General features: G+C 63.2%; 25 protein-coding genes and 1 tRNA gene. 12 read left to right on the top strand and 14 right to left on the bottom strand.

Annotated elements, in window-relative coordinates:
* Nucleotides 1-8: 8 nt before the first annotated feature.
* On the top strand, nt 9-521 hold the full coding sequence (locus AArc1_RS13915; RefSeq protein ID WP_117365904.1) for a hypothetical protein: 513 nt from the start codon (nt 9-11) through the stop codon (nt 519-521).
* Nucleotides 522-639: 118 nt separating this feature from the next.
* Here AArc1_RS13915 and AArc1_RS13910 read toward each other — a convergent pair whose 3' ends face one another.
* The 3 genes from AArc1_RS13910 to AArc1_RS13900 form a co-directional block, all read right to left on the bottom strand.
* On the bottom strand, nt 640-858 hold the full coding sequence (locus tag AArc1_RS13910; protein ID WP_228442329.1) for a universal stress protein: 219 nt from the start codon (nt 856-858) through the stop codon (nt 640-642).
* 250 nt (nt 859-1108) lie between these two features.
* Nucleotides 1109-1183: transfer RNA gene (locus AArc1_RS13905), tRNA-Met, on the bottom strand.
* A 66-nt stretch (nt 1184-1249) separates the two neighbouring features.
* Nucleotides 1250-1696 (bottom strand): GtrA family protein, encoded by a 447-nt coding sequence (locus AArc1_RS13900; RefSeq protein WP_117364939.1) that lies wholly within the window; start codon nt 1694-1696, stop codon nt 1250-1252.
* Nucleotides 1697-1967: 271 nt separating this feature from the next.
* Here AArc1_RS13900 and AArc1_RS13895 point away from each other — a divergent pair, with 271 nt between their 5' ends.
* Nucleotides 1968-2804, top strand: coding sequence for a DUF7847 domain-containing protein (locus tag AArc1_RS13895; RefSeq protein WP_117364938.1), 837 nt, complete (start codon nt 1968-1970; stop codon nt 2802-2804).
* Nucleotides 2805-3065: 261 nt separating this feature from the next.
* On the opposite strand, the gene AArc1_RS13890 is transcribed toward AArc1_RS13895, so the two are convergent.
* Nucleotides 3066-3332, bottom strand: a complete 267-nt coding sequence (locus AArc1_RS13890; RefSeq protein WP_117364937.1) for an HAH_0734 family protein — start codon at nt 3330-3332, stop codon at nt 3066-3068.
* Nucleotides 3333-3569: 237 nt separating this feature from the next.
* Between AArc1_RS13890 and AArc1_RS13885 the strand changes: the two genes are divergently transcribed.
* The 6 genes from AArc1_RS13885 to AArc1_RS13860 all read left to right on the top strand — a co-directional run bounded on the left by AArc1_RS13885 (nt 3570) and on the right by AArc1_RS13860 (nt 7305).
* A complete protein-coding gene (locus tag AArc1_RS13885; RefSeq protein WP_117364936.1) occupies nt 3570-3854 on the top strand; it encodes a 50S ribosomal protein L44e in 285 nt (94 codons plus the stop codon).
* A gap of 5 nt (nt 3855-3859) precedes the next feature.
* A complete protein-coding gene (locus AArc1_RS13880) occupies nt 3860-4033 on the top strand; it encodes a 30S ribosomal protein S27e (protein WP_117364935.1) in 174 nt (57 codons plus the stop codon).
* Complete coding sequence (locus AArc1_RS13875) at nt 4030-4827, top strand: translation initiation factor IF-2 subunit alpha (RefSeq protein WP_117364934.1); 798 nt, start codon at nt 4030-4032, stop codon at nt 4825-4827. The genes AArc1_RS13880 and AArc1_RS13875 overlap by 4 nt, the downstream gene beginning before the upstream one ends.
* 36 nt (nt 4828-4863) lie before the next feature.
* Nucleotides 4864-5043, top strand: coding sequence for an RNA-protein complex protein Nop10 (locus tag AArc1_RS13870; RefSeq protein ID WP_117364933.1), 180 nt, complete (start codon nt 4864-4866; stop codon nt 5041-5043).
* Nucleotides 5044-5049: 6 nt separating this feature from the next.
* Nucleotides 5050-5817 carry a proteasome assembly chaperone family protein gene (locus AArc1_RS13865; protein WP_117364932.1) on the top strand — a complete coding sequence of 256 codons (768 nt, stop codon included), beginning with the start codon at nt 5050-5052 and terminating at the stop codon, nt 5815-5817.
* Nucleotides 5818-5940: 123 nt separating this feature from the next.
* Nucleotides 5941-7305 (top strand): flavin monoamine oxidase family protein, encoded by a 1365-nt coding sequence (locus tag AArc1_RS13860; protein ID WP_117364931.1) that lies wholly within the window; start codon nt 5941-5943, stop codon nt 7303-7305.
* Nucleotides 7306-7378: 73 nt separating this feature from the next.
* Here the strand turns inward: AArc1_RS13860 and AArc1_RS13855 are convergent, their stop codons facing one another.
* Nucleotides 7379-8158, bottom strand: a complete 780-nt coding sequence (locus AArc1_RS13855) for a DUF7839 domain-containing protein (RefSeq protein WP_117364930.1) — start codon at nt 8156-8158, stop codon at nt 7379-7381.
* Between the two features lie 299 nt (nt 8159-8457).
* Between AArc1_RS13855 and AArc1_RS13850 the strand changes: the two genes are divergently transcribed.
* Together AArc1_RS13850 and AArc1_RS13845 are read left to right on the top strand one after the other, a co-directional pair.
* Nucleotides 8458-9702, top strand: coding sequence for a digeranylgeranylglycerophospholipid reductase (locus tag AArc1_RS13850; RefSeq protein ID WP_117364929.1), 1245 nt, complete (start codon nt 8458-8460; stop codon nt 9700-9702).
* A gap of 180 nt (nt 9703-9882) precedes the next feature.
* Nucleotides 9883-10716, top strand: coding sequence for a ZIP family metal transporter (locus AArc1_RS13845; protein ID WP_117364928.1), 834 nt, complete (start codon nt 9883-9885; stop codon nt 10714-10716).
* Between the two features lie 146 nt (nt 10717-10862).
* On the opposite strand, the gene AArc1_RS13840 is transcribed toward AArc1_RS13845, so the two are convergent.
* Complete coding sequence (locus AArc1_RS13840) at nt 10863-11603, bottom strand: SDR family NAD(P)-dependent oxidoreductase (protein WP_117364927.1); 741 nt, start codon at nt 11601-11603, stop codon at nt 10863-10865.
* A gap of 140 nt (nt 11604-11743) precedes the next feature.
* Here AArc1_RS13840 and AArc1_RS13835 point away from each other — a divergent pair, with 140 nt between their 5' ends.
* Together AArc1_RS13835 and AArc1_RS13830 are read left to right on the top strand one after the other, a co-directional pair.
* Nucleotides 11744-12205: a universal stress protein gene (locus tag AArc1_RS13835; RefSeq protein ID WP_117364926.1), complete on the top strand. Its 462-nt coding sequence runs from the start codon at nt 11744-11746 to the stop codon at nt 12203-12205.
* A 66-nt stretch (nt 12206-12271) separates the two neighbouring features.
* Nucleotides 12272-12736 (top strand): universal stress protein, encoded by a 465-nt coding sequence (locus AArc1_RS13830; protein ID WP_117364925.1) that lies wholly within the window; start codon nt 12272-12274, stop codon nt 12734-12736.
* Nucleotides 12737-12883: 147 nt separating this feature from the next.
* On the opposite strand, the gene AArc1_RS13825 is transcribed toward AArc1_RS13830, so the two are convergent.
* From AArc1_RS13825 to AArc1_RS13790, 8 genes are all read right to left on the bottom strand, one after another.
* Nucleotides 12884-13690: a CBS domain-containing protein gene (locus AArc1_RS13825; protein WP_117364924.1), complete on the bottom strand. Its 807-nt coding sequence runs from the start codon at nt 13688-13690 to the stop codon at nt 12884-12886.
* 74 nt (nt 13691-13764) lie between these two features.
* Entirely contained in the window at nt 13765-15276 is a 1512-nt protein-coding gene (locus tag AArc1_RS13820) for a DHH family phosphoesterase (RefSeq protein ID WP_117364923.1), read from the bottom strand.
* A gap of 151 nt (nt 15277-15427) precedes the next feature.
* Complete coding sequence (locus AArc1_RS13815; protein WP_117364922.1) at nt 15428-16966, bottom strand: NADH-quinone oxidoreductase subunit N; 1539 nt, start codon at nt 16964-16966, stop codon at nt 15428-15430.
* Nucleotides 16966-18495, bottom strand: a complete 1530-nt coding sequence (locus tag AArc1_RS13810; RefSeq protein WP_117364921.1) for a complex I subunit 4 family protein — start codon at nt 18493-18495, stop codon at nt 16966-16968. The genes AArc1_RS13815 and AArc1_RS13810 overlap by 1 nt, the downstream gene beginning before the upstream one ends.
* Complete coding sequence (nuoL, locus tag AArc1_RS13805; RefSeq protein ID WP_117364920.1) at nt 18492-20528, bottom strand: NADH-quinone oxidoreductase subunit L; 2037 nt, start codon at nt 20526-20528, stop codon at nt 18492-18494. Before nuoL ends, AArc1_RS13810 begins: the two co-directional genes overlap by 4 nt.
* 1 nt (nt 20529) lies before the next feature.
* The gene (gene nuoK / locus AArc1_RS13800; RefSeq protein ID WP_117364919.1) at nt 20530-20835 is read right to left on the bottom strand and encodes an NADH-quinone oxidoreductase subunit NuoK; all 306 of its coding nucleotides are present in this window, start codon (nt 20833-20835) and stop codon (nt 20530-20532) included.
* Entirely contained in the window at nt 20832-21275 is a 444-nt protein-coding gene (locus tag AArc1_RS13795; RefSeq protein WP_117364918.1) for a hypothetical protein, read from the bottom strand. The genes nuoK and AArc1_RS13795 overlap by 4 nt, the downstream gene beginning before the upstream one ends.
* Nucleotides 21272-21550 carry an NADH-quinone oxidoreductase subunit J gene (locus tag AArc1_RS13790; protein WP_117364917.1) on the bottom strand — a complete coding sequence of 93 codons (279 nt, stop codon included), beginning with the start codon at nt 21548-21550 and terminating at the stop codon, nt 21272-21274. Before AArc1_RS13790 ends, AArc1_RS13795 begins: the two co-directional genes overlap by 4 nt.

The raw sequence follows: 21550 nt of genomic DNA, 5'->3' as shown, positions 1-21550 counted from the left end.
TCGACCCGATGCGCCGTGACGAGTCGTCCCCTCTCGAGCACTCACGACGGAGCCCTGCCTCGAGCGGCCGAACGATCGACTGGAGCGCGCTGAGTGACGCCGTTCTCCCACAGGCTATTCGGTGCCGGGCGATCGACGTCACTATCTCGACCGACCGCGATGAATACCGTCTCGGCGAGCCCGTTTCGATCGACGTCACGCTCGAGAATCGACTGCCCGTCCCGATCCGGCTTCGGACCGACTCGCCGGAACGCTGGTACTGGGCCGTCGACGGCCATCCGGCCGCCTCGTGTCACCCTCGGGGAATTCCCGATCGGCCGTCGACCATCGCGTTCGCCCGCGGGGAACGCAAGCGATTCCGCCGACGGTGGTCCCAGCGGCTCCGCGTCGACGAGCGGGAGTGGCAGCCCGTCGGCCCCGGTCGGTACGTACTTGAGGCGAAGATTGCTCGGGACGACGCCGAGGCTCGCGGCCTGATCGGTCGGTGTACTGTCGAAATCTGTGAGCCACGACTGGTGTAAGAAGATGGTGAGCCACGACTGGTGTAGGATGGCAGTACGTGATGGTCGGTGGAGGAGGGGAGAGCAATGAGTGACCTGAAAGACCCGACGGCGCTACTCCGACGGACAGCACCCTCGATCAGACGTTGTCGGCCGGTGCGACGGCCGTGACCGGCCGATCGGTGTCGAAGATTACTGCCTGCGTGACGCTGCCGAACAGCACTTTTCCGACCGGGGAGCGTTTCCGGACGCCGAGGACAACGAGGTCGCTATCGAACGCCGCTGCTGCCGCAACAATCTCTTCTGCTGGCTCGCCCGCTCGCTCGTGGACGGCGTGTTGCAACCGATTGGCTCTCACCCACCGGATACTGCCACTCCCCTTTACAACGTGATGCTGTGGACGCAATCAGCCGCTCGAACCGATGTGGCTGTGCTCTTCGGTATTGTTCGCGTCGAAACGTAGCGGGAGGTAGATTTGAACTACGCAAAGACGGACCTGCTCGCATAGCTCACAGGTTGCGACTTTTCTAGTTCAAACTACCACTAACCTATTTTTGGCGCTCACGACACTCGTCACTGCGTTCCTCGCTGTTGTTCGCGTCGAAAAGTAGCGGGAGGTAGATTTGAACTACCGATCTGCGGGTTATGAGCCCGCCGGAATCTCCTGGCTATCCCATCCCGCTACCTCTCTCTAACCGAGTGGACTAATTAAGGGTTGTGATTCGGATGCCGTATGCGGGTTTCTCCCGTTACCCCCGGTGGACCTTCCACGTGTAGAGGCTCTCACAGGTGTAGTTGACGAAGAATCCGACGCCGATGCCGATCACGTTCGCGGTCATATACCAGACGTCGAAGCCGTAGACGAGTATTGCAAGCACTGAAAGCGTCACGAGAAAGCCACCGAACCTGACGCCGTTCGATCGCAGGAATCGTCGACCGAGCGCCCGCGGCCCGACCTGTCCGTAGTTTGCGAACGTCCAGCGTTCGTTGATCACGAAGATGACCACGATCGCCAGTTCCCAGGCGATGACCTTCGCGACGACCGGCCCCAGAACGGTGAGCTCGACCAGCAAGAAGAGCACAACGTTGTCTACGGCGGCCCCAGCGAAGCCGACGCCAGCGAACTGTCCGAACCGGGTCGGGTCGACCAGCGCGCGTAGGCGCATCTGAACGGCCTCGAGAAGCGAGTCACTCATGACCCGAGCCGAATCGACGGTCCGGTTCGCCCTCGAGCGTTGCTGATCTGGGGTCGTCGAGTTCGATCAGGATCATCTCCGGTGCCACCCGGTCTGGGAGACCGAGGACGAACGAGCGCAGCACGTCGAGGGTGGGGGCGAAACGCCGGGATGACGAGGTCGTCCGTCCGACTCATTCGTCCCGAGCGTGGGCCCGCCGTGCAAAAAGCGTGCTGGACGTCGCCACGTCGCTCTCGCTAACGTATTTATGGATCGCTGACAAGAACTCGGTATGGCTGTCATCCGCTCTCTCAAACGAACCCCCGCTGTCCTCCGTGCGAATCCGATCGTATTCGGCCTCGCCCTCGCGTACGGCCTCGTTGCGCTTCTGGGACAACTCCCGCAGTATGTCGTTCAGGACCCGGTCGTCGTGCTCGCCGCCACGTGGGGTGTCACTGGCATCTCAATCTTCGTGTATCCGTTCTTCTGGGGCGGACTGCTCGGGATCGCGAACGATGCCGCGACGGACGACCGGCCCACCGTCAGTCGGTTCGTCTCTCATGGGACGTCGTGTTACCTCTCGATGCTCGGTGCCTACCTCCTCGTGCTCGCGATCGTGCTTGCACTCGGACTGGTGGTGTTCTTCACGGCGGTAATCGGCGTCCTCGGAATGATCGCCGCCGACGGGGGGCTGGTTGCGCTCGCGTTCGTGGCCGTGATTGCACTCGTAATGGCCGCGCTATATCTGGCGATCTTCGTCGCATTCCAGTTCTACGGTCACGCGATCGTTCTCGAGGGCGCTCGAGCGATCGATAGTCTGGGACGCAGCCTCGAGGTCGTCAGGGACAACCTCCGTTCGGTCGTCGGCTACGTGCTCGTGACCGCTCTCGGTGGAGTCCTGCTGGGTGGGGTTTATGCGGGCGTGTTCCACTGGCTTTCAGAGCCGCCAGCGCCGGGTGAGCCTCCAGCCACCCTGGAACTCGGTCCCACCCTCGTCGTGCTCGGCAGCTCGACGGTCGTCGCAGCCGCCTTCGGAGCCGTCTTTCTGGTCTTCTCGGTGCTATTCTACCGGTCGGTCACCGATCTGGACGGCGCGGTCGCCTCGAGCGTGTCTGAACCGGTTCCCTGACGTCTCAGTCCGCCGAGAACGGTCCGAACCCAGCGTGTCGTGGCTCCGCCCCTGACCAGCTTTGTGTCTGTTTCTATCAAGGTAGGTGCGCTGTCCCATCATCCACCCACGGCTAAACCCGTGGGCTTCCTCTTTGCACTTCTGTGAGTGGCCGAAAACTGACGCGGCTTGCCGTCCGTAAGCTGTGCTCGAAAACGACGATGCGACGAGTTCCACCTCGAGCCGACGGCAGCAAAACGGCGACCGACCGCGACTGCGGCGTTAGACCGTGAGTTCGCCTTTCGGTCGGACGACGTCGACCTCGTCAGCGTCGACGCGTTCGACGTCGAGGAAGTGTGGGATGAAGTTTCGGCGTTCGAAGTCTTCGAACTCAGACTCCTCGCCGACGGTACACCAGAGCTGGACCTCCTCGGGTCCGTGCCACTCGCCGTTGCGGCTGATCCCGAAACAGACCAGTTGCTCCCCCGCGTGCTCGATGATGGCCCCTTTCCGGATCCCTGGGTCGCCGTGGATGATGAGCCGCTTCATGGCCTCGAGTTCACGTGATGGCGGATTAAACGCTTCGATGGCTGGGCGTTGTGATTGATCGCTCTCGGAAAGAGTTGACCAACGGGCACCTCGAGGGATCGCGTGATCGACGGCGGCCCCAAATGAGGTTGGAGACGCTCATATAATTCAATCGCTCGCTCGCGAGAGATCAGGATCGACCGCGAACCAAACGGGTTTTAAACGGGGCTACCTTAGCCCTCGGCAAGTGAGATAACCATGCAGATGCCACGCCGATTCAATACGTACTGCCCGCACTGCCACGCACACTACGAACACGAAGTCGAGAAGACCCGAACCGGCGCCTCGACTGGCATGAAGAAGGTCGCCGACCGACAGCGAAAACGCCAGACCTCGAGCATCGGTAACTCCGGGAAGTTCTCGAAGGTCCCCAGTGGCGAAAAGCCGACCAAGAAGACCGACCTGAAATACCGCTGCAGCGAGTGTGGCAAAGCCCACCTCCGCAAGGGATGGCGCGCCGGCCGACTCGAGTTCCAGGAGTGATTACGATGGCAGGAAATTTCTACAGCGTCCGTTGCGGTGACTGCGAGAACGAACAGACCGTCTTCGGCAAAGCCTCGACGGAGGTCGCCTGTGCCGTCTGTGGGACGACGCTTGCCCGCCCGACGGGAGGCAAAGCCGAGATCGAACACGAGATCGTCGAAACCGTCGAGTCACGATGAAGTACAGCGGCTGGCCTGACCCCGGCGAACTCGTCGTCGGCAAGATCGACGAGATCGAAGACTTCGGCGTCTTCGTCGATCTCGAGGAGTACGAGGACAAACGCGGGCTGATCCACATCTCCGAAGTCGCAAGCGGCTGGATCAAAAACGTCCGCGATCACGTCCGTGAGGGCCAGATCGTCGTCTGCAAGGTCTTAGACGTCGACGAGGGACACGAACAGATCGACCTCTCGCTCAAAGACGTCAACGACCACCAGCGCTCGGAGAAGATCCAGCAGTGGAAAAACGAGCAAAAGGCCGACAACTGGATGGATCTGGCGTTCGAGGGCCTAGACGACGAATCCTATACCGCTGTCGCGAACGAGTTGATTGGGGCCCACGGAAGCCTCTACGAAGGCTTCAAGCAGGCCGCGATCCACGGCGAAGAGGCCCTCGAGAGCACCGATATCTCGACCGACGAACTCGAGGCGATCGTCGAAACCGCCCGCGAGAACGTTTCGGTGCCGTACGTCAACGTCACCGGCTACGTCGATCTCGAGAACCCGTCGCCGACCGGCGTCGACGGCATCCGCGAGGCGCTCAAAGCCGCCGAAGGGAACGGCGAGGTACCGGACGAAGTCGACCTCGAGGTCAGCTACGTCGGTGCGCCCGAGTATCGAATCGAGGTTCAGGCACCCAACTACAAGACCGCCGAGGCACAGCTCGAAGAAAGCGCCGAGCGTGCGGTCGCGGCGATCGAAGACCACGATGGCGTCGGTGAGTACCACCGTGAACGCCGAACCGACGACGAGTAACGAGGCTGTCTCGAGTCTATCGACACGCTTTCGAGTATGAAATCTGACATTCGGGTCTGTTCGGCATGGCGTGAGCGACACGACCGCCCGGTCTACTCACTCGGCGATCGCTGTCCCGACTGCGGCGCTGCGACTGAGAACACCGCGCCGGCACCGTTCAACCCAGGCGATCCATACGGCGAGTACCGACGCGCTCTTAACCGTCCCGGTCGCTGATACGGTATGGACGAACTCGACATCGAGACGGTCGCCGAGGTCGACCTCGACGATCCCGTACTCGTCGAGGGCCTACCCGGCGTTGGACACGTTGGAAAACTCGCCGTCGACCACGTACTCGAGGAGTGTGCGGGTGACTGTACACTCGTCCGACGAATATACTCTCAGGAGTTCCCACCACAGGTGACCGTCGAAGACGGCGTCGCGGACCTGACGTGTACGGAGATCCACGCCGTCTCGTTCCCCGAGGGCCGAGATCTACTCTTGTTGACGGGAGATCACCAGGCACAGACGAACGCGGGCCACTACGTGTTGACGAGCGCGTTTCTCGACGTCGCCGAGGAGTTCGGCGCGAGCGAGGTCTACGCCTTAGGTGGCGTTCCGACAGGCGAACTCATCGACGAGTACGCCGTCGTCGGCGCTGTCAGCGACGAGTCACTACTCGAGTCGCTCGAGGAGGCTGGCGTCGAGTTTCGCGAGAACGAACCCGCCGGCGGTATCGTGGGCGTCTCCGGGCTCCTCCTGGGACTTGGCGAACGCCGCGGCTTCGAGGCGGCCTGCCTGATGGGCGAGACCAGCGGCTACCTTGTCGACCCGAAAAGCGCCCGCGCGGTGCTCGAGGCCCTCGAGGACCTGCTTGGCTTCGACGTCGACTACGAGACGCTCGACGAGCGCGCCGACGAGATGGAAGACGTCATCGGCAAGATCCAGGAGATGGAACAGCAACAGCAGATGGACGTGCCGACGGACGACGACCTGCGGTACATCGGCTGAGGCGGGCCGTCGGATCTCCGTCGAGTCGCTGCCCGGCGGTTTCGACGCGACCGAAAAGACTCTTTATTCGGCTCGACCAGAGCCCTACCCGGAGACGCTGTCGTCTCCGATCGAGGTGCTTCCATGACCACGACACACTCCACTCACGACGTCGGTATCGTTGGGGCCGGACTGGCCGGACTGGCTGCGGCTCGAGCGCTGACCGCTGACGGATTCGACGTGGTCGTTCTCGAGGCCAGAGACCGCGTCGGCGGTCGAACCGCAGAACACACTCTGTCGATCGGCGAGCCGATCGACCTCGGTGCCCAGTGGATCGGAACGAACCACGACCGCGTGCTCGATCTGGTCGAGGCGTTCGATCTCGAGCTATGGTCGCAGTACGACGACGGGACTGACCAGGTTGCGGTGGCCGGTGAGATCTTCGAACACGACGAGCGGTATCGGGCGCTGCCAGCCGAATCGGAGGCGACGCTACGGGAGGCGTTCGAGCGCATCGAAACGCTTCGGAAATCGGTCCCGCTTGAGTCACCCCAGGATGCTCCGACTGCCGGAGCGTGGGACGGGACCACGCTCGAGACCTGGAAACGAGAGACGATCACGACGGACGCTGCATGTGAGGCGTTCGATGCGTTCGTCCGTGCCGAGTTCACCGTCGAACCGAGCCAGATTTCGCTCCTGTCTTTTCTCTCCGCCGTCGACGCGAGCGGCGGACTCGAAGCGGTTACGAACGGAGACGGTCGAACGGAGGCGTACCGTCTCGTCGGTGGTATCCACCAACTCTCGAGACGGCTAGCCGAGGACCTCGGCGATGCGATCCGATTGGGCGAGCCAGTCCGACGGATCGACCGGACTGGTGACACGGTTTCGCTCGTCACCGCGGAGGCGAACTACACGGTTTCGGATGCGATCGTGGCGATGTCGCCGCCACTCGCCGGGCGGATCGAGTACGATCCGCCCCTATCGGGGCGTCGGGAGGCACTGACCCAACGGATGCCGATGGGATCGGTCATCAAGTGCTTCGCTGTCTACGAGGAGCCGTTTTGGCGTAGCGATGGGTACTCAGGGTCGGTGCTGGCGACCGACGGTATCCTCTCTGAGGTCGCTGACGCAACACTCCCCGAAACCGGCCGTGGTGCACTCGTCGGGTTCGTCGCCGGAGCCGACGCACTCGAGTGGACGGATCGTCCCGTTGCCGAGCGTCGCGACCGCGTCCTCGACGACCTCGCTCGGTACTTCGGCCCGAGGGCTGGCGATCCGATCGAGTACGTCGACAAAGCTTGGTCGACGACCCCGTGGTCAGCGGGTGGGTACAATGCGTCGATGGCGCCAGGGACGATGACCACCTGTGGTGACGCACTCTGTGGTCCTGTCGACCGGCTTTACTGGGCGGGCGCCGAAACCGCGACGGAATGGTCGGGATTCATGGAAGGTGCGGTCCGATCTGGCCGGCGAGTTGCGACCGAGATCAGAGAACGTCACTCGAGTTGAGACAATCACTGAGACAGGGACTAACGGCGAGGCGAACCGACACAGAGACGAACTGGCTCTTCGACGATCCGACTCACTCCTCGAGGACTTCGTACGAGACGTCAGCGTCGCGAAGGACGTCGGTAACGCGGCCGACGGCGTCGGTGGTCGCGACGACGGTCACATCGATGCCATGGTTTGCAGCATCAGCAGCGACGTCGCCGACAGCGAACGTCGTCGCGGGCTCGACGTTGGCCTGCCGACAGGCGATGACGGCTTCGACGCCGGTCGCGAGGACGCGGTCGGCGTCGGCACAGCGGTCGACGACCGCCTCGTCGGCGAGTGCGCGACTGCCGCCGGCACGTACGCTCGGGACCTGCAAGACGGTGACAGATCCGGGCTCGAGTTCCATGACCCCCTCGAAGCTGGTGACTCCGACGTCAGTGCCGGCTTTCGCATCGGTAGTCGCGATGCCAGTCGCAGGCCCTTCACCACCGGGTTCGGCGTAGAGCAGGCCGTCCTCGAGCGACAGCGAGACGGTGTCGCCTTCGGCGATGTCTTCGGTCGCAACGTAGGCGTCCTCGCTCATCGCGCCTAGCACGTCGCTCGTGACGTGGTCTGCGAATCGGCGGACGTCGTCGGCGACACGAAAGAGCCAGTCGACACCCTCCCGAGTGACTCGATAGCGCGAGCGTGCTTCTTTCTCGACGAGACCGTCGTCCACGAGTTCGCGAATGTACTCGCTGACGGCCTGGCTCGTGACGCCGACTTCCTCGGCGATCTCCCCCTGGCTGACGGCTGGCTGGCGCTCGGCGATCTGGACGAGGATCCGGAATCGCGTTGCGGCCCGCTTGTTGTCGAGGACGTCGACCATACCCATAAGGTTACTTCGAGCGCGGTAAAAAGGTACGCGGTCGACGCGTACCGTAGTAACAACTGCACCGAGTCACACACCGATCACCGATCCGTCTGGCGAGCAGGTGCGCACTGACGTGTAGTGGCTACTATGTCCTGCCGATGGGCCAATACCGAAGTCGATGGAAGCCGTTGTCGGCTGTGTGATCGTCGACAGGGTACTACTCACAGTAACCGGGTGTCTCGAAAAAGTGTATGGTATCTGTCTCTGGACGGCGACTGGACAAACTCATTAGGCTAGAAGAGAGTCAACAGAGTATGAACGACCGCTACGACGTAGTGATCGCCGGTGCCGGTCCAGCAGGTGCCCAGTGTGCCCGCGACCTGGCTGCCAGGGACTACGACGTCGTTGTCCTCGAGACCGAACCTGAAGACGAGTTCCCGCGCGCGAGCAACAAATCAACTGCGGGAACGTTTCCCTCCATGATGTCGTCGTTTGCGATTCCAGACGACGTGGTGATGCAGTACACCGACAGCGTCGTTCTCGAGTCACCGACGGACTACTTCGTCAAAGAGCAACCTGGTGCCGTCCTCGAGTTCGCCGACTTCAAGCGGTTCCTCGTCGAGGACGCGCGCGAAGACGGCGCAGAGTTCCGCTTCGGTGCCCGTGCGACGGAACCGATCATGAAAAACGGCGAACCGATCGGTGTCCGATACAACGGAGACCAGGAAGTCTACGCCGAGATAACGATCGACGCGACCGGCCCAGCCGCGCCGCTGGCGAAGAAACTCGGTGTCAGCGACCTCGAGCGAAAGAACCACGCTATCGGCGTCGAATACGAGTTCGAAGGGGTCGAAGTCGATCGTCCCGGATTTGCCGACCTCAACGACGCGATGATGCTTCGACTCGACCACGAGATCGCTCCCGGCGGCTACTCGTGGATCTTCCACACGGGCGGCGACACGGCGAAAGTCGGCCTCTGTTACATCCAAAACGACTACCACACCCGGTACTCGAAAGACGGCTACACCATCGACGACTACCTCGAGCACTGGCTCGAGACCGATCCGCGGCTGGCCGATGCCGAACGGCTCGAGGGCAAACAACACCGGGGTTCGGCACACATCCAGATGCCCGGCACACTCCACACTGACCGATTCATCGCCATCGGTGACACCGTCCCGACGGTCGATCCGCTCTGGGGCGAGGGGATCCACCAGTGTATGAAATCCGGCCGTGCCGCCGCGGCGACCGTCGATAGCTGTCTCAAACACGGCGACCTCGTCCCGACCGCGGAGAACCTCGAGGTCTACGAGACGCTCTGGCACCGCGACGTCGCGCCGAACATGCGAACGCGGCTGTTGATGACGAAGTTGCTCTATCTCCCGGAGAACGAACGCTACGATCAACTCATGTCGGACCTCAATACCCTCGGTCACGACACGCTGGCGAAGGCCAACAACGGTGACCCCTTGGCGGTTGCACGCCTGCTGAAGCCGGGCGACCTGCCGATGCTCGCGAAGTTCGCCAAACGGGAGTTCGTCCCCGACGTCCTCCCGTAACGCCGACCGGCACTGGTCGAGTGTCGGTTTCGGCCTTGAAACCCGCCCTATCCGTCGGCTCTCTCGATCGACAGTCACGATCCAGTTCGCCCTCGCCACGTCCGAGACGTCCCGAAAGAAACACCGCCGACACCAACCGTCGCCACCAGACTGGTCTCGAAGGCCAACATAGTTCCCCTCATGGACGACCTGTTACTCGTCTTCGCCGTCGGCCTCGTCACCGGTCTCGCGACGGGACTCGGTGTCGCGCCGTTTTTCGTCGTCCGCGAACTCAGCGCTCGGTGGCTGGCACTGCTCTGGGGACTCGCCGTCGGCATCTTGCTTACGGCGTCGCTGTTCGGCCTCGTCGGGGAGGGGATCGCCGTCGGGTCCGTCAGTCACGTCCTGATCGGCGTCCTCGCTGGCGTCGCGTTCGTATTTCTCGCAGACCGGCTCGTCGCTGGCTACGAGTTCTCACCACGACAGATCGCACCAGGCGAGCGACCGGCGGCCTCGGCGCTCGAGGTCCGGACCCTCGTGTTGACCGTCGGGGTGTTGACCATCCACAGCATTCCCGAGGGGATCGCCGTCGGCGTCGCATTCGCCGATCCGGGGCCTGCGCCGACTGTCGACTTCGCAGGTCTCACCCTGCCAGCGCTGGCCGTCTTCATGGGCGTCGCAATATCGATCCTGAACGTCCCCGAGGGGCTCGCGATCGCCATCCCGCTCATCGCGTACGGCATCCGCCCCTGGAAGGTCGTCGGCTGGGCCGTCTTCTCGGGCCTGCCACAACCGATCGGCGCCGTCGCCGCCTACCTCTTCGTCAGCACGTTCGAGGGATTACTCGCGGTGAGCTTCGGGTTCGCCGCGGGCGCCCTCTTTTATCTCGTCTTCGTGGAGTTTCTCCCGGCCGGCCTCGAGGCGGGCCGCTCGTTGCCGGGCCGTGGACACCTCGAACTCGCCGCGGGCTCGCTGGCCGGTGGACTCGTGACCCTCGCGATCATCCTGGTGGTGGAGGGCATCGGCGTCGCCTGAACCCGCGTGCGGACACGCCGGTGGGGCTCCGTTTGCCACCCACCTTTTTCCGTTCGGGTCGCTCACACGGGTCGCGACCGCTCACGCAAAAATCTGGACCAAAAACGGCCCGTAGCCCACCGCGCCACGGTACAATCGCTCGCCTCTCAGACCGTCTCGGGCAGCCAGCCGCCGTCGACCTCGACATTCTCGCCGCTGACGTAGTCGGTGTCCGGGTCCAGGAAGAAATACAGTGGGCCGATCAGATCCTCGAAACTCGCGGGCCGGTCGCGCGGGAGGTCCTCGGGGAACTCGTCCGAGTTCTCCACGACGTACGGGGAGATGGCGTTCACCGTGATCCCGTCGTCGGCGGTGTCGGCCGCGAGCATCCGCGTGAACATCAGGACGCCGGTCTTCGCGACGAAGTACGGGAAGTTCTTCGGGCTCACGAGCCCCTTCTCCGAGGAGGCGTAGCCGAGATTGACGATGCGACCGTCGCCCGACTCACGCATTCCCGGCAGTGCCCGCTTCGCACAGAGGTAGGTCCCGTTGAGGTTCGTCTCGAGGACCCGATTCCAGGTCTCGAACTCGAGGTCGGCCCAGTGATCCGGAGCGAAATCGCCGACGTTGTTGACCAGCAGGTCGACCGAGCCGAGCGCTGACTCGACTGCAGCGAAGAGGTCGTCGACGCTATCGGGATCGGTCACGTCACCCTGGACGGTCATCGCCTCGCTCGCGCCGCGCTCCCGGGCGGTCTCAGCGACGTCGCGGGCGGCGTCGGCGCTCGTGTGGTAGTGGACCGCCGTCTTGGCACCGCAGTCGGCAATCGCCAACAGGAGTTCGCGACCGACGCCGCGGGCACTCCCCGTCACGAGGGCGGTCTGACCGGTGAGATCGGGTTCATCCATACCTGTCTCTGGGTCGGGACGGTCCTAAAAGGGCCGGTGGTAATGTGAACGGCCGCGTCGTCCGGCCAACCGGTACTCGGTGGTGCCGAGCGGGCCTGCGAGGCGTGGATTTACGGTGGCCGAGCACCGTAGTCGTCTGCATGACGCTCGAAACCGTGTTGCTCGCCGTCGGTCCCGGCGATGCCGAACGCAGCCACGAACTGGCCGATGCCGTCCTCGAGGTCGCCACGCCGGCCGAGGCGACCGTCGTCCTCGCACACGTCTTCACCCAATCCGAGTACGACGAGGTCGTCACTAGACTCGAGTTCGACGACGACGTAGACATCGACCCCGACACCGTCGCTGTCAGCCACTCGACGATCCGTGACCTGCAGGCGGCCTTCGACGAGTCCGACGTCACGTACGAGGTCCGTGGGGCTGTCGGCGATCACGGAGCAGCGATCGTCGATCTCGCGACCGAAGTCGACGCGGACCGTGTCGTCGTCGGCGGCCGCCGCCGGTCGCCGACTGGGAAAGCCGTTTTCGGCTCGACGGCACAGGAAGTCTTGCTCTCGGCACCGGCTCCCGTGACGTTCGTCCGCAGCGACGACGAGCAGAGCTAGCCGCCAGTTCCGGCAATACTGCACTGACGGGAATACTTAAGCAGGTTGCACTGGCACTGTCAAGGTATGGCCATCGATACGGTTTTGCTCGCAGTGGGTCCAATGGATACGGTACGCGCCGAGGGGCTGGCCGACACCGTCCTCGAGATCGCGGAACCGCTCGACGCGTCGGTCGTGATCGGCCACGCGTTCACCGAAGACGAGTACGAGGAGTTTCGCGAGGACTTAGGCTTCGAAGAGCGAGTCGAGAACGTCGACCCCGACGACGTCGCCGCACGACGCCCACCAGTCGGCGACCTAGAAGAGATCTTCGCAGAAGCCGACGTCGAGTACGAGGTACGCGGCGCACTCGGTGAGGTGTCTTCGGAGGTCGTCGACATGGCGATCGACGTCGGTGCCGATCGGCTGGTCCTCGGCGGCCGCCGTCGGTCCCCGGCCGAAAAAGCCGTCCTCGGCTCGGTTTCACAGGACATTATCCTTCAGGCACCCTGCCCGGTCACGTACTTCCGGGATTTGGACGTCATGGAGTAGCACTGTCGGACAGTATACCGACCAAAACGAGACGGGGCTCGGACTCACCGCTTTTGCTCGTCGTCTCTGCTCGAGCAAGCGATGTTTCGTCCAGTCGTCTACGTCGACGTCATCGCTCGCAACCGCGCCTGTCACTCGGCGGCGCGATCAGTCGCCCGACTGCAGTCGTTTCGTCGTCTGGACCAGCGGATGTCGTGCGTAGTCGACGACGTCGATGTCGTCGATTCGCTCGAGCCCTTCTTTCTCGGCTGTCCGGGCCATCCCGAGGTCGATTTCGTAGTCGACGACGATTACGTACGCATCCATCTCATCGATTCCGAGCCGATCGGCCGCAAGCACACGGTGGTGGCCGTCGGCGAGCAACAACGTACCACCGTTGTCGATGACCACGAGCGGTTCGGCCAACCCGCGCTCGAGTTCGTAGCGCCGTCCCTCGAGTTCGTCGGCGTAAACTCGCCCCTGTGTCGGGGTCAACTCGGCCAGGGTCACCGTGTGTCGTTCCTGGCTGAGTTCGATGTCGTGGATCTGCTCGAGCGTACGCATCAGTTTTCCGACCTTCTCGGGCGTTGCGCGCTCGATCTGACTGCGGATGACGTCGGAGTTCGAGATGATCCCCACGAGGTTTCCAGCGTCGTCCACTACGGGGAGTTTCTTGATCCCCGATCGGAGGATGACGCGAGCGGCGTCGGTCACCTTCATCTCCGGGTGGGCGACCAGCAAGTCCGTCGTCATCACCTTGAAAATCGGTTCGTCCTCGTCGGCGAGCAACAGGTCTCGGGCGCTAACGAACCCATCGACGCGACGGCGTTCACAGACCGGATAGCCGCTGTGGTCGTCACTTTCAGCGATCCGCTTGGCGACGGCGCCGACGTTGGCGTCGGGTGAAACCGTGGCCACGTCACGGGTCATGTAGTCTTTGACCTGGGGCTTTCGTCTGTCTGACGTGACCTCCATACACGCCGGTACGGGGTGAACGCGCAAAAGCACTGTTACTGACGGAACTACATATCTCCTGTCACTTTCGGGTTTCAGGCCGATTCGCCGTCCTCGCTTTCGGCAGTGTCGGTGAACAACCACTCGCTGGTTCGCATGTACGCGCCGACAGGAGTTCCGGGGCGCGTCTGAATTGCCTCGAGAAATCGGTTTGTAATCACTTCCTCGACGACGCTGACGATCGAGCCGACTTCCTCTTCGTCGTCGACGTCGCCGAGGATACCCACCTCGAGTTGTGCGCCGGCCATGTCGGCGTGGCCGCCGGCGCTGCCGATCCGGTCGAAGGCGTCGCGAAGCGTCTCCCCGAGGTCGACGTCGGTCGCCCGCGAACGTGCGGAGAGATACGCCATCTCGTCAGTGAAGCCGAAGACGAGCGTCGTTTCGATGCCCTCGATCGCCAGTAGCTGGTCGGCAGCCTGTGGCAAGGCGTCGCGGTTTGTGAGCTGTCCGACGCTCGCAACGGTGACTGACCCGCTCTGGATGCGATTTTTGATCGCACGGGCGATCGTCTCGAGCGTCTCACCGTCGATCGTCGGCTGTTCGACCTGTGCCAGGATGCCTGCGTCGGCGTACTCGCTGAGGATCGAGGCCGCCCGGAAGTCGGCGGGCGAGACCTCGCGGGTAAAGTCGTTCGTGTCGATGCGGATGCCGTACAACAGTGCCGTCGCCGTCGCCGGGTCGAATTCGAGGCCGAGCCCGTCGAGGTACTCCGTCATGATCGTACTGGTCGCGCCGACTTGTTCGCGCAGTTCGACGAACGCACCGGGGACCGGTCCCCGCGGCGGGTGGTGGTCGATGACCACGTCGACGTGGAGCGATTCGGGTAACCCGTCGTTGACACCCGGCCGGGAGTGATCGACCAGTGCGAACGCCGAGAACTCCTCGAGTGACTCGTCGTCGTCGAGCTGTCGTAACTCGAGTTCGAGCAGGTTGACCATCGCCCGATTCTCCTGATGGGAGATCTCGCCGAAGTAACAGGCCTCGGCGTCGACGCCGAGTGCGTCGGCGATGTCGACGAGCGCGACCGCACTCGCGATCGCGTCGGGATCTGGATTGTCGTGCATCACGACCGCCAGGCGCCCGTCGATCGACGACAGCTGTTGGCGGAGCCCGAGCATCGACTCGACGGACGGCCCGACGGTCTCCTCGAGAACCCGATCGGTGATCGCGCTGTTCGCATCGACGACGTAATCAGCGAGTTCCCGAAAACGCGTGCGGTCGGTCGCGATCGGATTGCCGCCGAGTGAGGCGACGATCGACGCGTCGGGAAAGCGCTCGCGGGCGTTCTCTAGCGTGCTGAGATTTTCGTCCGTGCGATCGCCCCCGACGAAGACAGTCGTGGGCTCTTCGTCTACGGCGATCGCGTCGGGATCGGCCGGATCGGCCGGATCGGCCGCTCGAGCCCGAATGCTCTCATCCCGAAGGGCTTCGACGACGTTCTCGTCGTCGGTGACAACGAACAGCTGGTCGGTTCCAGCTCGATCGACGAGCCCGTCGACTACCTGTCGGCCGACGGTCCCACATCCGAGTACGAGCTGTAACCCCATTTGTCGCGGCTTGCAACCGGGAGGGGTAAAAACTACCGGGTCGCCCTCGGGTCGTGACACTCTGTGTATTCTCTGCTGCGTCGTGTGTCGAACCCGAAACCACTCCTCTCGGATACGTCCGAACGAAAAACTCGAAAACGAGGCCAGTCGCCTACGAAGCCAGCACGACTGACGCGGCCTCGACTGCGATGTCGACGACCGGGCCGAAGCCGGGCAGTAAGACGACCGTCATGACGGCGGCGAAGACGATCGCTGCGTAGAGGCCGGTCGGCTGGGAGAGCGCGTCACGCTCGACGACCGGCTCTTCGATCCAGACGGCTTTGACCAGTCGCGAGTAGTAATACAGCGAGAGTGCACTGTTGACGACGAGTGCGGCGGCGACCAGGAGCATCGCCGTGGTGCCGACGCTGATCGCGCCGACGAACAGGAAGTACTTGCTCCAGAAGCCGCCGAGCGGCGGGATACCCGCGAGGCTGAACATGAAGATGGCCAACGCGAAACAGGCGACCGGCGCCCGTCGTGCGAGGCCGTTGTAATCTTCGAAGGTGCGACCGACGCCCCAGTGTTCGGCGAGGGCGACGAACAGGAACGCACCCGTGTTCATGAAGCCGTAGACGAGCAGGTGCATCATCGCCGCACCCATGACGAGTTCGCCGCCGCCGACGGTGAGGCCCGCGAGCCCGATCAGCGCGTACCCGGCGTGGCCGATCGAGGAGTACGCGAGCATCCGCTTGACGTTGTTCTGGGTCGCCGCGGCGAAATTACCGACCGTCATCGTCACGATCGCCAGGATGACGAACGCGAGCGTCCAGTCGATACCGATCAGCTCGCCCGTGACGTCGATCGGGAAGGCCGTCGTGAACACGCGGAACGCGATCACGAAGCCGGCGGCCTTCGACGCCGACGAGAGGAACGCGCTGATCGGCGCAGGACCACCCTCGTACGCTTCGGGCGCCCAGAAGTGAAACGGCACGCTCGCGGTCTTGAACGCGAAGCCACCGATCAGCATCAGGATACCGAGTCCGAGCAGGCCACCGTAGCCTGCATCGCCGTCGGCCGAAAGCGCCTCGAGTTCGGCCGCGATGGCGTCGAGTTGCAGGTGACCGGTCGCGCCGTAGATCAGCGAGATCCCGTAGAGCATGATCGCCGAGGAGAGCGCGCCGATCAGGAAGTACTTCAGGCCCCCTTCGATACTTCCACGGTTGTCTTTGAGGATCGAGACGAGCGCGTAGGACGGGAGACTTGCCAGCTCCATGGCGATGAAGATGGTGACGAGGCTGTTGGCGGCAGCCATCGTCGCCATCCCGGTCGCCGCGAGCAAGACGAGCGAGTAGTACTCGGCCTGATAGGAGTGGCCATCCATGTAATCGTAGCTCGCGACCGACACCAGGGCGGTGACGATCGCGACGACGATCATGAAGAACAGCGCCATCTGGTCGACGACGAGCTGGCCGTCGAACAGTTCGATGACGCCGAAGCCGTCCGTACCGGGTTGGCCGACTCCGGCGAAGATAAACCAGACGGCGACGCCGAGTGACGCGAGCGAGCCGACGACAGCGGTGCCAGCGAGTAGCTCTCGGTTCGTCGATCGCGGATTGATACTGTCGATGATGAACAGCACCATCGCCGTTGCGACGAGCAACAGTGCCGGCGCGAGTGCAGCCCACTCGGGAAGTTCGACTAGCGCCATCACAGGTCACCTCCGTTCGCCAGGATCGGATCGACTGCGTCGGTAATCATCTCGAAGATCAACTCGGGAGCCACGCCCAGGGCGATGATGAGCCCGAGTAACACGAACATCGGTGCGACGTCGTGAAGCGGGGCGCGACTCACCTCGTAATCGGTTTCCAGACTGTACGGCCCGAAGACAGCCCGCTGAAGTGCAAACAGCAGGTAGCCCGCGACGATGACGATGCCGAACATCGCCAGCGCCGTGAAGACGGGTGCGTACGCGAGCAGTTCGGAGCCGAACGCCCCGAAGAAGATGAAGTACTCGGCGGCGAACCCGCTCATCAGCGGCAGACCCATGTAGCCGAACGCACCGGCGATCAGGATGCCGACGGCGACCGGCATTCGGTCGGCCATCCCGGACATATCGGTGACCATCCGGGTGTGGGTGGCGTTGTAGATAACGCCGACGGCCATGAACATCAGCCCCGAAATGAGGCCGTGAGAGACCATCTGGAAGGTTGCGCCGCCGACTCCGAACTGGGTGTACGCGATCAGTCCAAGGATGACGTACCCCATCGACGAGACGGACGAGTAGGCGACGATTCGTTTGAGGTCTGTCTGGGCCAGTGCGAGCATCGCGCCGTAGATGACGCTGATCACCGCGACCGCGGCGATCGGGACCGCGTAGGCTGCGACCTGCTCTGGGAACATCGTGAAGTTGAATCGGAGCAGGGCGTAGGTCCCCATTTTCAGGAGGACGCCTGCCAGTAGCACCGACGCTGGCGTCGGTGCTTCGACGTGAGCGTCCGGCAGCCACGTATGGAACGGGACGACCGGCACTTTCACCGCGAAGCCGAGGAACATGGCCACGAAGACGAGTGAGGCCAGCGTCGGCCCGTCGACGCCGAGGAAGCCGTCGGGGCCGCCCTCGAGCATCGCATCTGCGACTTCGGGCAGCGCGAAGCTCGTGACGGCGTCACCGAGCCCGAAGACGAGCGCGATGAACGCACCGAACATGACCAGCGAAGCCACGTTCGTGTAGACGAAGAACTTGATCGCAGCGTACTTCCGGCGTGGCCCACCCCAGATACCGATCAACAGATACATCGGGATCAGAACGGCCTCCCAGAAGATGAACCAGACGAAAAAGTCCAGTGCAGCAAAGACGCCGATCAGATTCGCCTCGATGAACAAGACGAGTCCGTAAAACTGTGACTCGCGTTCGTCGATCGGCGTCCACGAACTCATGATCGCAAGCGTCGTCAGTAGCGTCGTCAGTACGACTAACGGCAGGCTAATGCCGTCGAGACCGACGAACCACGAGATCGCGTAGTCGCCGAACTGGATCCACTCGACCTGATTCTCGAAGGCCAGTTCACCGTCGAGCAAGGCGTTGCCGCTGCCGTCGAAGGCCGTGAACATCCACAGGCTGAGCGCGGCAGGGACGAGGCTGATCGCAAAGGCCAGCTTCCCCGCGACGCGGTTCGGCGCAACGAAGACGACCGCCGCGCCGATCAGTGCAACCGCAATGAGCATCTCGATCATCATATGAACCACCCTCCGAGGAATCCGAGCACGAGCAACAGGACGATCAGTCCCGTCACCAACAGCGCCGCGTAGTTCGTCACGATACCGGTCTGCAGCCGTTTCATCCCGTTACTGCCGAACAGACTTACCGTCGAGACGCCGTTGACGACGCCGTCGATGACCGTCTGGTCGAACCGATCTGCGGCTCGAGCCAGCGGGAGCGTAACGCCTTCCGCGAGCCAGACCTGATACTCGTCCTGGTAGTAGTTGTCCTCGACGACCTTGCCCGCAGAGCCGAGTTTCTCTTTGTGCTCGACCGGTTCGGGCACGTTGTACAGCTTCCAGGCGAGCCCGGCCCCGGAGAACGCAAGCAGCAACGAGAGTCCCGCCGCGAGCAGGACGGTCAGCTGTTCGGAGCCGATGTAGCCGGTCTCGTAGGCCAGTAGGTCGGTGTAGGCGCCGTAGGTGAGTCCCTCGACCGCGCCGTACTCGCCGTCGAGCCAGAAGCGCAGGAACTCGATGTCGAGGCCGGTGAGCTTCGCGACCGGCGCGAGGTTGGCGATGCCTGCAACGAGCGCGAGCACGCCCAGCACGATCAGTGGGGCCTTGATCGACCAGCCCACAGGGTGAGGGTCTTCGGCTGCTTCCGACCGGGGCTCACCGTGGAAGGTCAAAAAGACCATCCGGAAGGTGTAGAAGCCGGTGAAGAAGACGGCCAGCAGTCCCATCGCGTAGGCGGCCATGATCAGCGGCTCCTCGACGCCGACGATCATGGCGTCGAAGAGAATCTCGTCTTTCGACCAGAAGCCCGAGAACGGGATGATGCCCGCGAGCGCGAGCGCGCCAGCGAGGAACGTGTAGTAGGTGATCGGCGCTTTGTCCTTTAAGCCGCCCATCTTCCACATGTCCTGTTCGTGGTGCATGAGGACGATGACGGCGCCGGCGCCGAGGAACAGCAACGCCTTGAAGAAGGCGTGGTTCATCAGGTGGAAGACCCCGGCGACGTAGCCGCCGACGCCCAGTCCGAGCATCATGTAGCCGTACTGGCTGATGGTGGAGTATGCGAGCACCTGTTTGATGTCGTCTTTGACGACACCCATTGTCGCCGCAAAGAGCGCGGTGAAGCCGCCGACGAAGGCGATGATCGCCAGCGCCGTCGGCGACAGCGCGTAGTAACCGAACATGCGTGCGACGAGGTAGACACCCGCAGCGACCATCGTCGCCGCGTGAATCAGTGCGGAGACAGTGGTCGGACCCTCCATCGCATCCGGTAACCAGGTGTGCAGCGGGAACTGTGCGGATTTCCCAATGACGCCACCGAGGACGAGTAGTCCCGTGATCGTCACCCAGGTTTCGGCGCCGAAGCCGAACAGCGTCTCGCCGTCGGCGATGGCGGTCTCTGCTGCGGCAACGAACGAGGCGTCGCCAGCGAACTGCAGAGTTCCGAACGTCGCGCCGATCGCGACGACCCCGAGCAGGAAGAAGTAGTCACCGAAGCGGGTGACGAGGAACGCCTTCTTCGCCGCCGACGGGGCCGACTTCGTGCGGAACCAGAACCCGATCAGCAGGAACGAACAAAGGCCCACGAGCTCGAAGAACATGAACGCCATCAGCAGGTTGTCTGCGTAGACGAACGCGAGCATGCTGAACGTAAAGAGCCCGAGGCCGGCGTAGTATCGTGGGAGGCCGGTCTCGCCCTCGGCGTTCATGTAGCCGAGGCTGAAGACGTGGACGAGAAACGCCACGAGCGAGACGATTACCAGCATCAGGGCCGCGAGCGGATCGATCAGGATACCGAACGTGAACTCGATACCGGAGACGCCGGTCTGGCTCGCCGCGTCACCGACCGCCCACGTATAAAGCGTCTCGTGGTAGGTCTCACCGCTCGCGACGGCCGCCAGCATCCACAGCGAGAGCAACAGCGAGCCAGCCGTCGCAGCGATGCCGGCAATCGCGCCCTTCTTCGGCATGTACTTGCCGAACGCGAGCGCGACGACGAACGCCACGAGCGGGAACAGTGCAATCGCCGGTGCGTAGTCGAATGCGCCTTCCATCTTACCACCTCATCGTCGTCGGTACCGTGACGTCGACGTCACGGAAGTTACGGTACAACACCAGGATGATCCCGAGCCCGACGGCGACCTCCGCGGCAGCAAGAGCCATCGCGAACAGCGCGAAGACCTGCCCCGTGAGGTTCCCATGATAGAACGCGAACGCGATCAGGTTGATGACCGCCGCGTTCATCATGAGCTCGACGGACATGAGAAACATCAGTGCGTTACGACGCGTCAGGATGCCGAAGAGGCCGATACAGAACAGCCCCATCGACAACAAGACGTAGTACTCGATCGGAATCGTCATCGAGACTCACCCCCCTCCGTTCGAGCCCCGTCGGTGGGGCCGACCCTCGAGGTGGGTTCGTGACCACCGTCGGCAACTGCGCCGCCGGACGCCGGTCGGGTATCGCGCTGGCTAGCCAGCGGCGAGACTGGCTCGCCGCCTTCCTCGCGCTTTGCGAGGACCAACGACGCGTCGAGTGCGGCGTCTAAGACGATCGCGATCAGGATGAACGCGACGAGGAACGGCTCGGTGTCGGGGATCGCCCCCTCACCGGACTGCAGCGCCTCCAAGTTGAACATCGCGTATCCGATCTCGGAGGTGATGGCGATTCCGTCCGGATAGCCGCTCATCTCCCCGAACTGGGTCGTCCACGCGATCGCCGCCATCACGCCGAAGAGGACGACTGCGAGCAATCCGGGTGCGAGGGTTCCACTCGTGTGGAGTCTCGGTCGGTTCGTCATGTCTGTGCCACCTCGTCGGTGTCCGCGTCTGTCGGCTCCTCGCGCTGGGTGAGCATCACGGCGAACGTGATGAGGATGAGTACCCCGCCGACGTAGACGAGGATCTGCATCATGGCGACGAACTCCGCCGCCAGCATCACGTAGTGGACCGCGATGCTGAGCAACGCTACCCCGAGCATGAGCGCCGAGTGCCAGGGGTCACGCAAGAGCACTACCCCCAGCGCGCTCCCGAGGGTGAGGGCCGCGAACAACGCGAACGCGATTGTTTGCATCAT

The organism is Natrarchaeobaculum sulfurireducens, assembly GCF_003430825.1.
In the GTDB taxonomy this organism is placed as follows: Archaea; Halobacteriota; Halobacteria; order Halobacteriales; family Natrialbaceae; genus Natrarchaeobaculum; species Natrarchaeobaculum sulfurireducens.
The sequence above is the reverse complement of the archived record's forward strand: the minus strand, read 5'-3'. Positions and strand labels throughout refer to the sequence as shown.

Bases quoted from the DNA above. Each gene is read 5' to 3' on its own strand.
- nuoL (WP_117364920.1), bottom strand. From the start codon at position 20,528: ATGGAAGGCGCATTCGACTACGCACCGGCGATTGCACTGTTCCCGCTC.
- AArc1_RS13830 (WP_117364925.1), top strand. From the start codon at position 12,272: ATGGCCATCGATACGGTTTTGCTCGCAGTGGGTCCAATGGATACGGTA.
- AArc1_RS13840 (WP_117364927.1), bottom strand. From the start codon at position 11,603: ATGGATGAACCCGATCTCACCGGTCAGACCGCCCTCGTGACGGGGAGT.
- AArc1_RS13875 (WP_117364934.1), top strand. From the start codon at position 4,030: ATGAAGTACAGCGGCTGGCCTGACCCCGGCGAACTCGTCGTCGGCAAG.
- AArc1_RS13900 (WP_117364939.1), bottom strand. From the start codon at position 1,696: ATGAGTGACTCGCTTCTCGAGGCCGTTCAGATGCGCCTACGCGCGCTG.
- AArc1_RS13915 (WP_117365904.1), top strand. From the start codon at position 9: ATGCGCCGTGACGAGTCGTCCCCTCTCGAGCACTCACGACGGAGCCCT.
- AArc1_RS13865 (WP_117364932.1), top strand. From the start codon at position 5,050: ATGGACGAACTCGACATCGAGACGGTCGCCGAGGTCGACCTCGACGAT.
- AArc1_RS13880 (WP_117364935.1), top strand. From the start codon at position 3,860: ATGGCAGGAAATTTCTACAGCGTCCGTTGCGGTGACTGCGAGAACGAA.
- AArc1_RS13870 (WP_117364933.1), top strand. From the start codon at position 4,864: ATGAAATCTGACATTCGGGTCTGTTCGGCATGGCGTGAGCGACACGAC.
- AArc1_RS13795 (WP_117364918.1), bottom strand. From the start codon at position 21,275: ATGACGAACCGACCGAGACTCCACACGAGTGGAACCCTCGCACCCGGA.
- AArc1_RS13855 (WP_117364930.1), bottom strand. From the start codon at position 8,158: ATGGTCGACGTCCTCGACAACAAGCGGGCCGCAACGCGATTCCGGATC.
- AArc1_RS13890 (WP_117364937.1), bottom strand. From the start codon at position 3,332: ATGAAGCGGCTCATCATCCACGGCGACCCAGGGATCCGGAAAGGGGCC.
- AArc1_RS13845 (WP_117364928.1), top strand. From the start codon at position 9,883: ATGGACGACCTGTTACTCGTCTTCGCCGTCGGCCTCGTCACCGGTCTC.
- AArc1_RS13860 (WP_117364931.1), top strand. From the start codon at position 5,941: ATGACCACGACACACTCCACTCACGACGTCGGTATCGTTGGGGCCGGA.
- AArc1_RS13815 (WP_117364922.1), bottom strand. From the start codon at position 16,966: ATGGCGCTAGTCGAACTTCCCGAGTGGGCTGCACTCGCGCCGGCACTG.
- AArc1_RS13835 (WP_117364926.1), top strand. From the start codon at position 11,744: ATGACGCTCGAAACCGTGTTGCTCGCCGTCGGTCCCGGCGATGCCGAA.
- AArc1_RS13820 (WP_117364923.1), bottom strand. From the start codon at position 15,276: ATGGGGTTACAGCTCGTACTCGGATGTGGGACCGTCGGCCGACAGGTA.
- AArc1_RS13825 (WP_117364924.1), bottom strand. From the start codon at position 13,690: ATGGAGGTCACGTCAGACAGACGAAAGCCCCAGGTCAAAGACTACATG.
- AArc1_RS13885 (WP_117364936.1), top strand. From the start codon at position 3,570: ATGCAGATGCCACGCCGATTCAATACGTACTGCCCGCACTGCCACGCA.
- AArc1_RS13895 (WP_117364938.1), top strand. From the start codon at position 1,968: ATGGCTGTCATCCGCTCTCTCAAACGAACCCCCGCTGTCCTCCGTGCG.
- AArc1_RS13810 (WP_117364921.1), bottom strand. From the start codon at position 18,495: ATGATGATCGAGATGCTCATTGCGGTTGCACTGATCGGCGCGGCGGTC.
- nuoK (WP_117364919.1), bottom strand. From the start codon at position 20,835: ATGACGATTCCGATCGAGTACTACGTCTTGTTGTCGATGGGGCTGTTC.
- AArc1_RS13850 (WP_117364929.1), top strand. From the start codon at position 8,458: ATGAACGACCGCTACGACGTAGTGATCGCCGGTGCCGGTCCAGCAGGT.
- AArc1_RS13790 (WP_117364917.1), bottom strand. From the start codon at position 21,550: ATGATGCAAACAATCGCGTTCGCGTTGTTCGCGGCCCTCACCCTCGGG.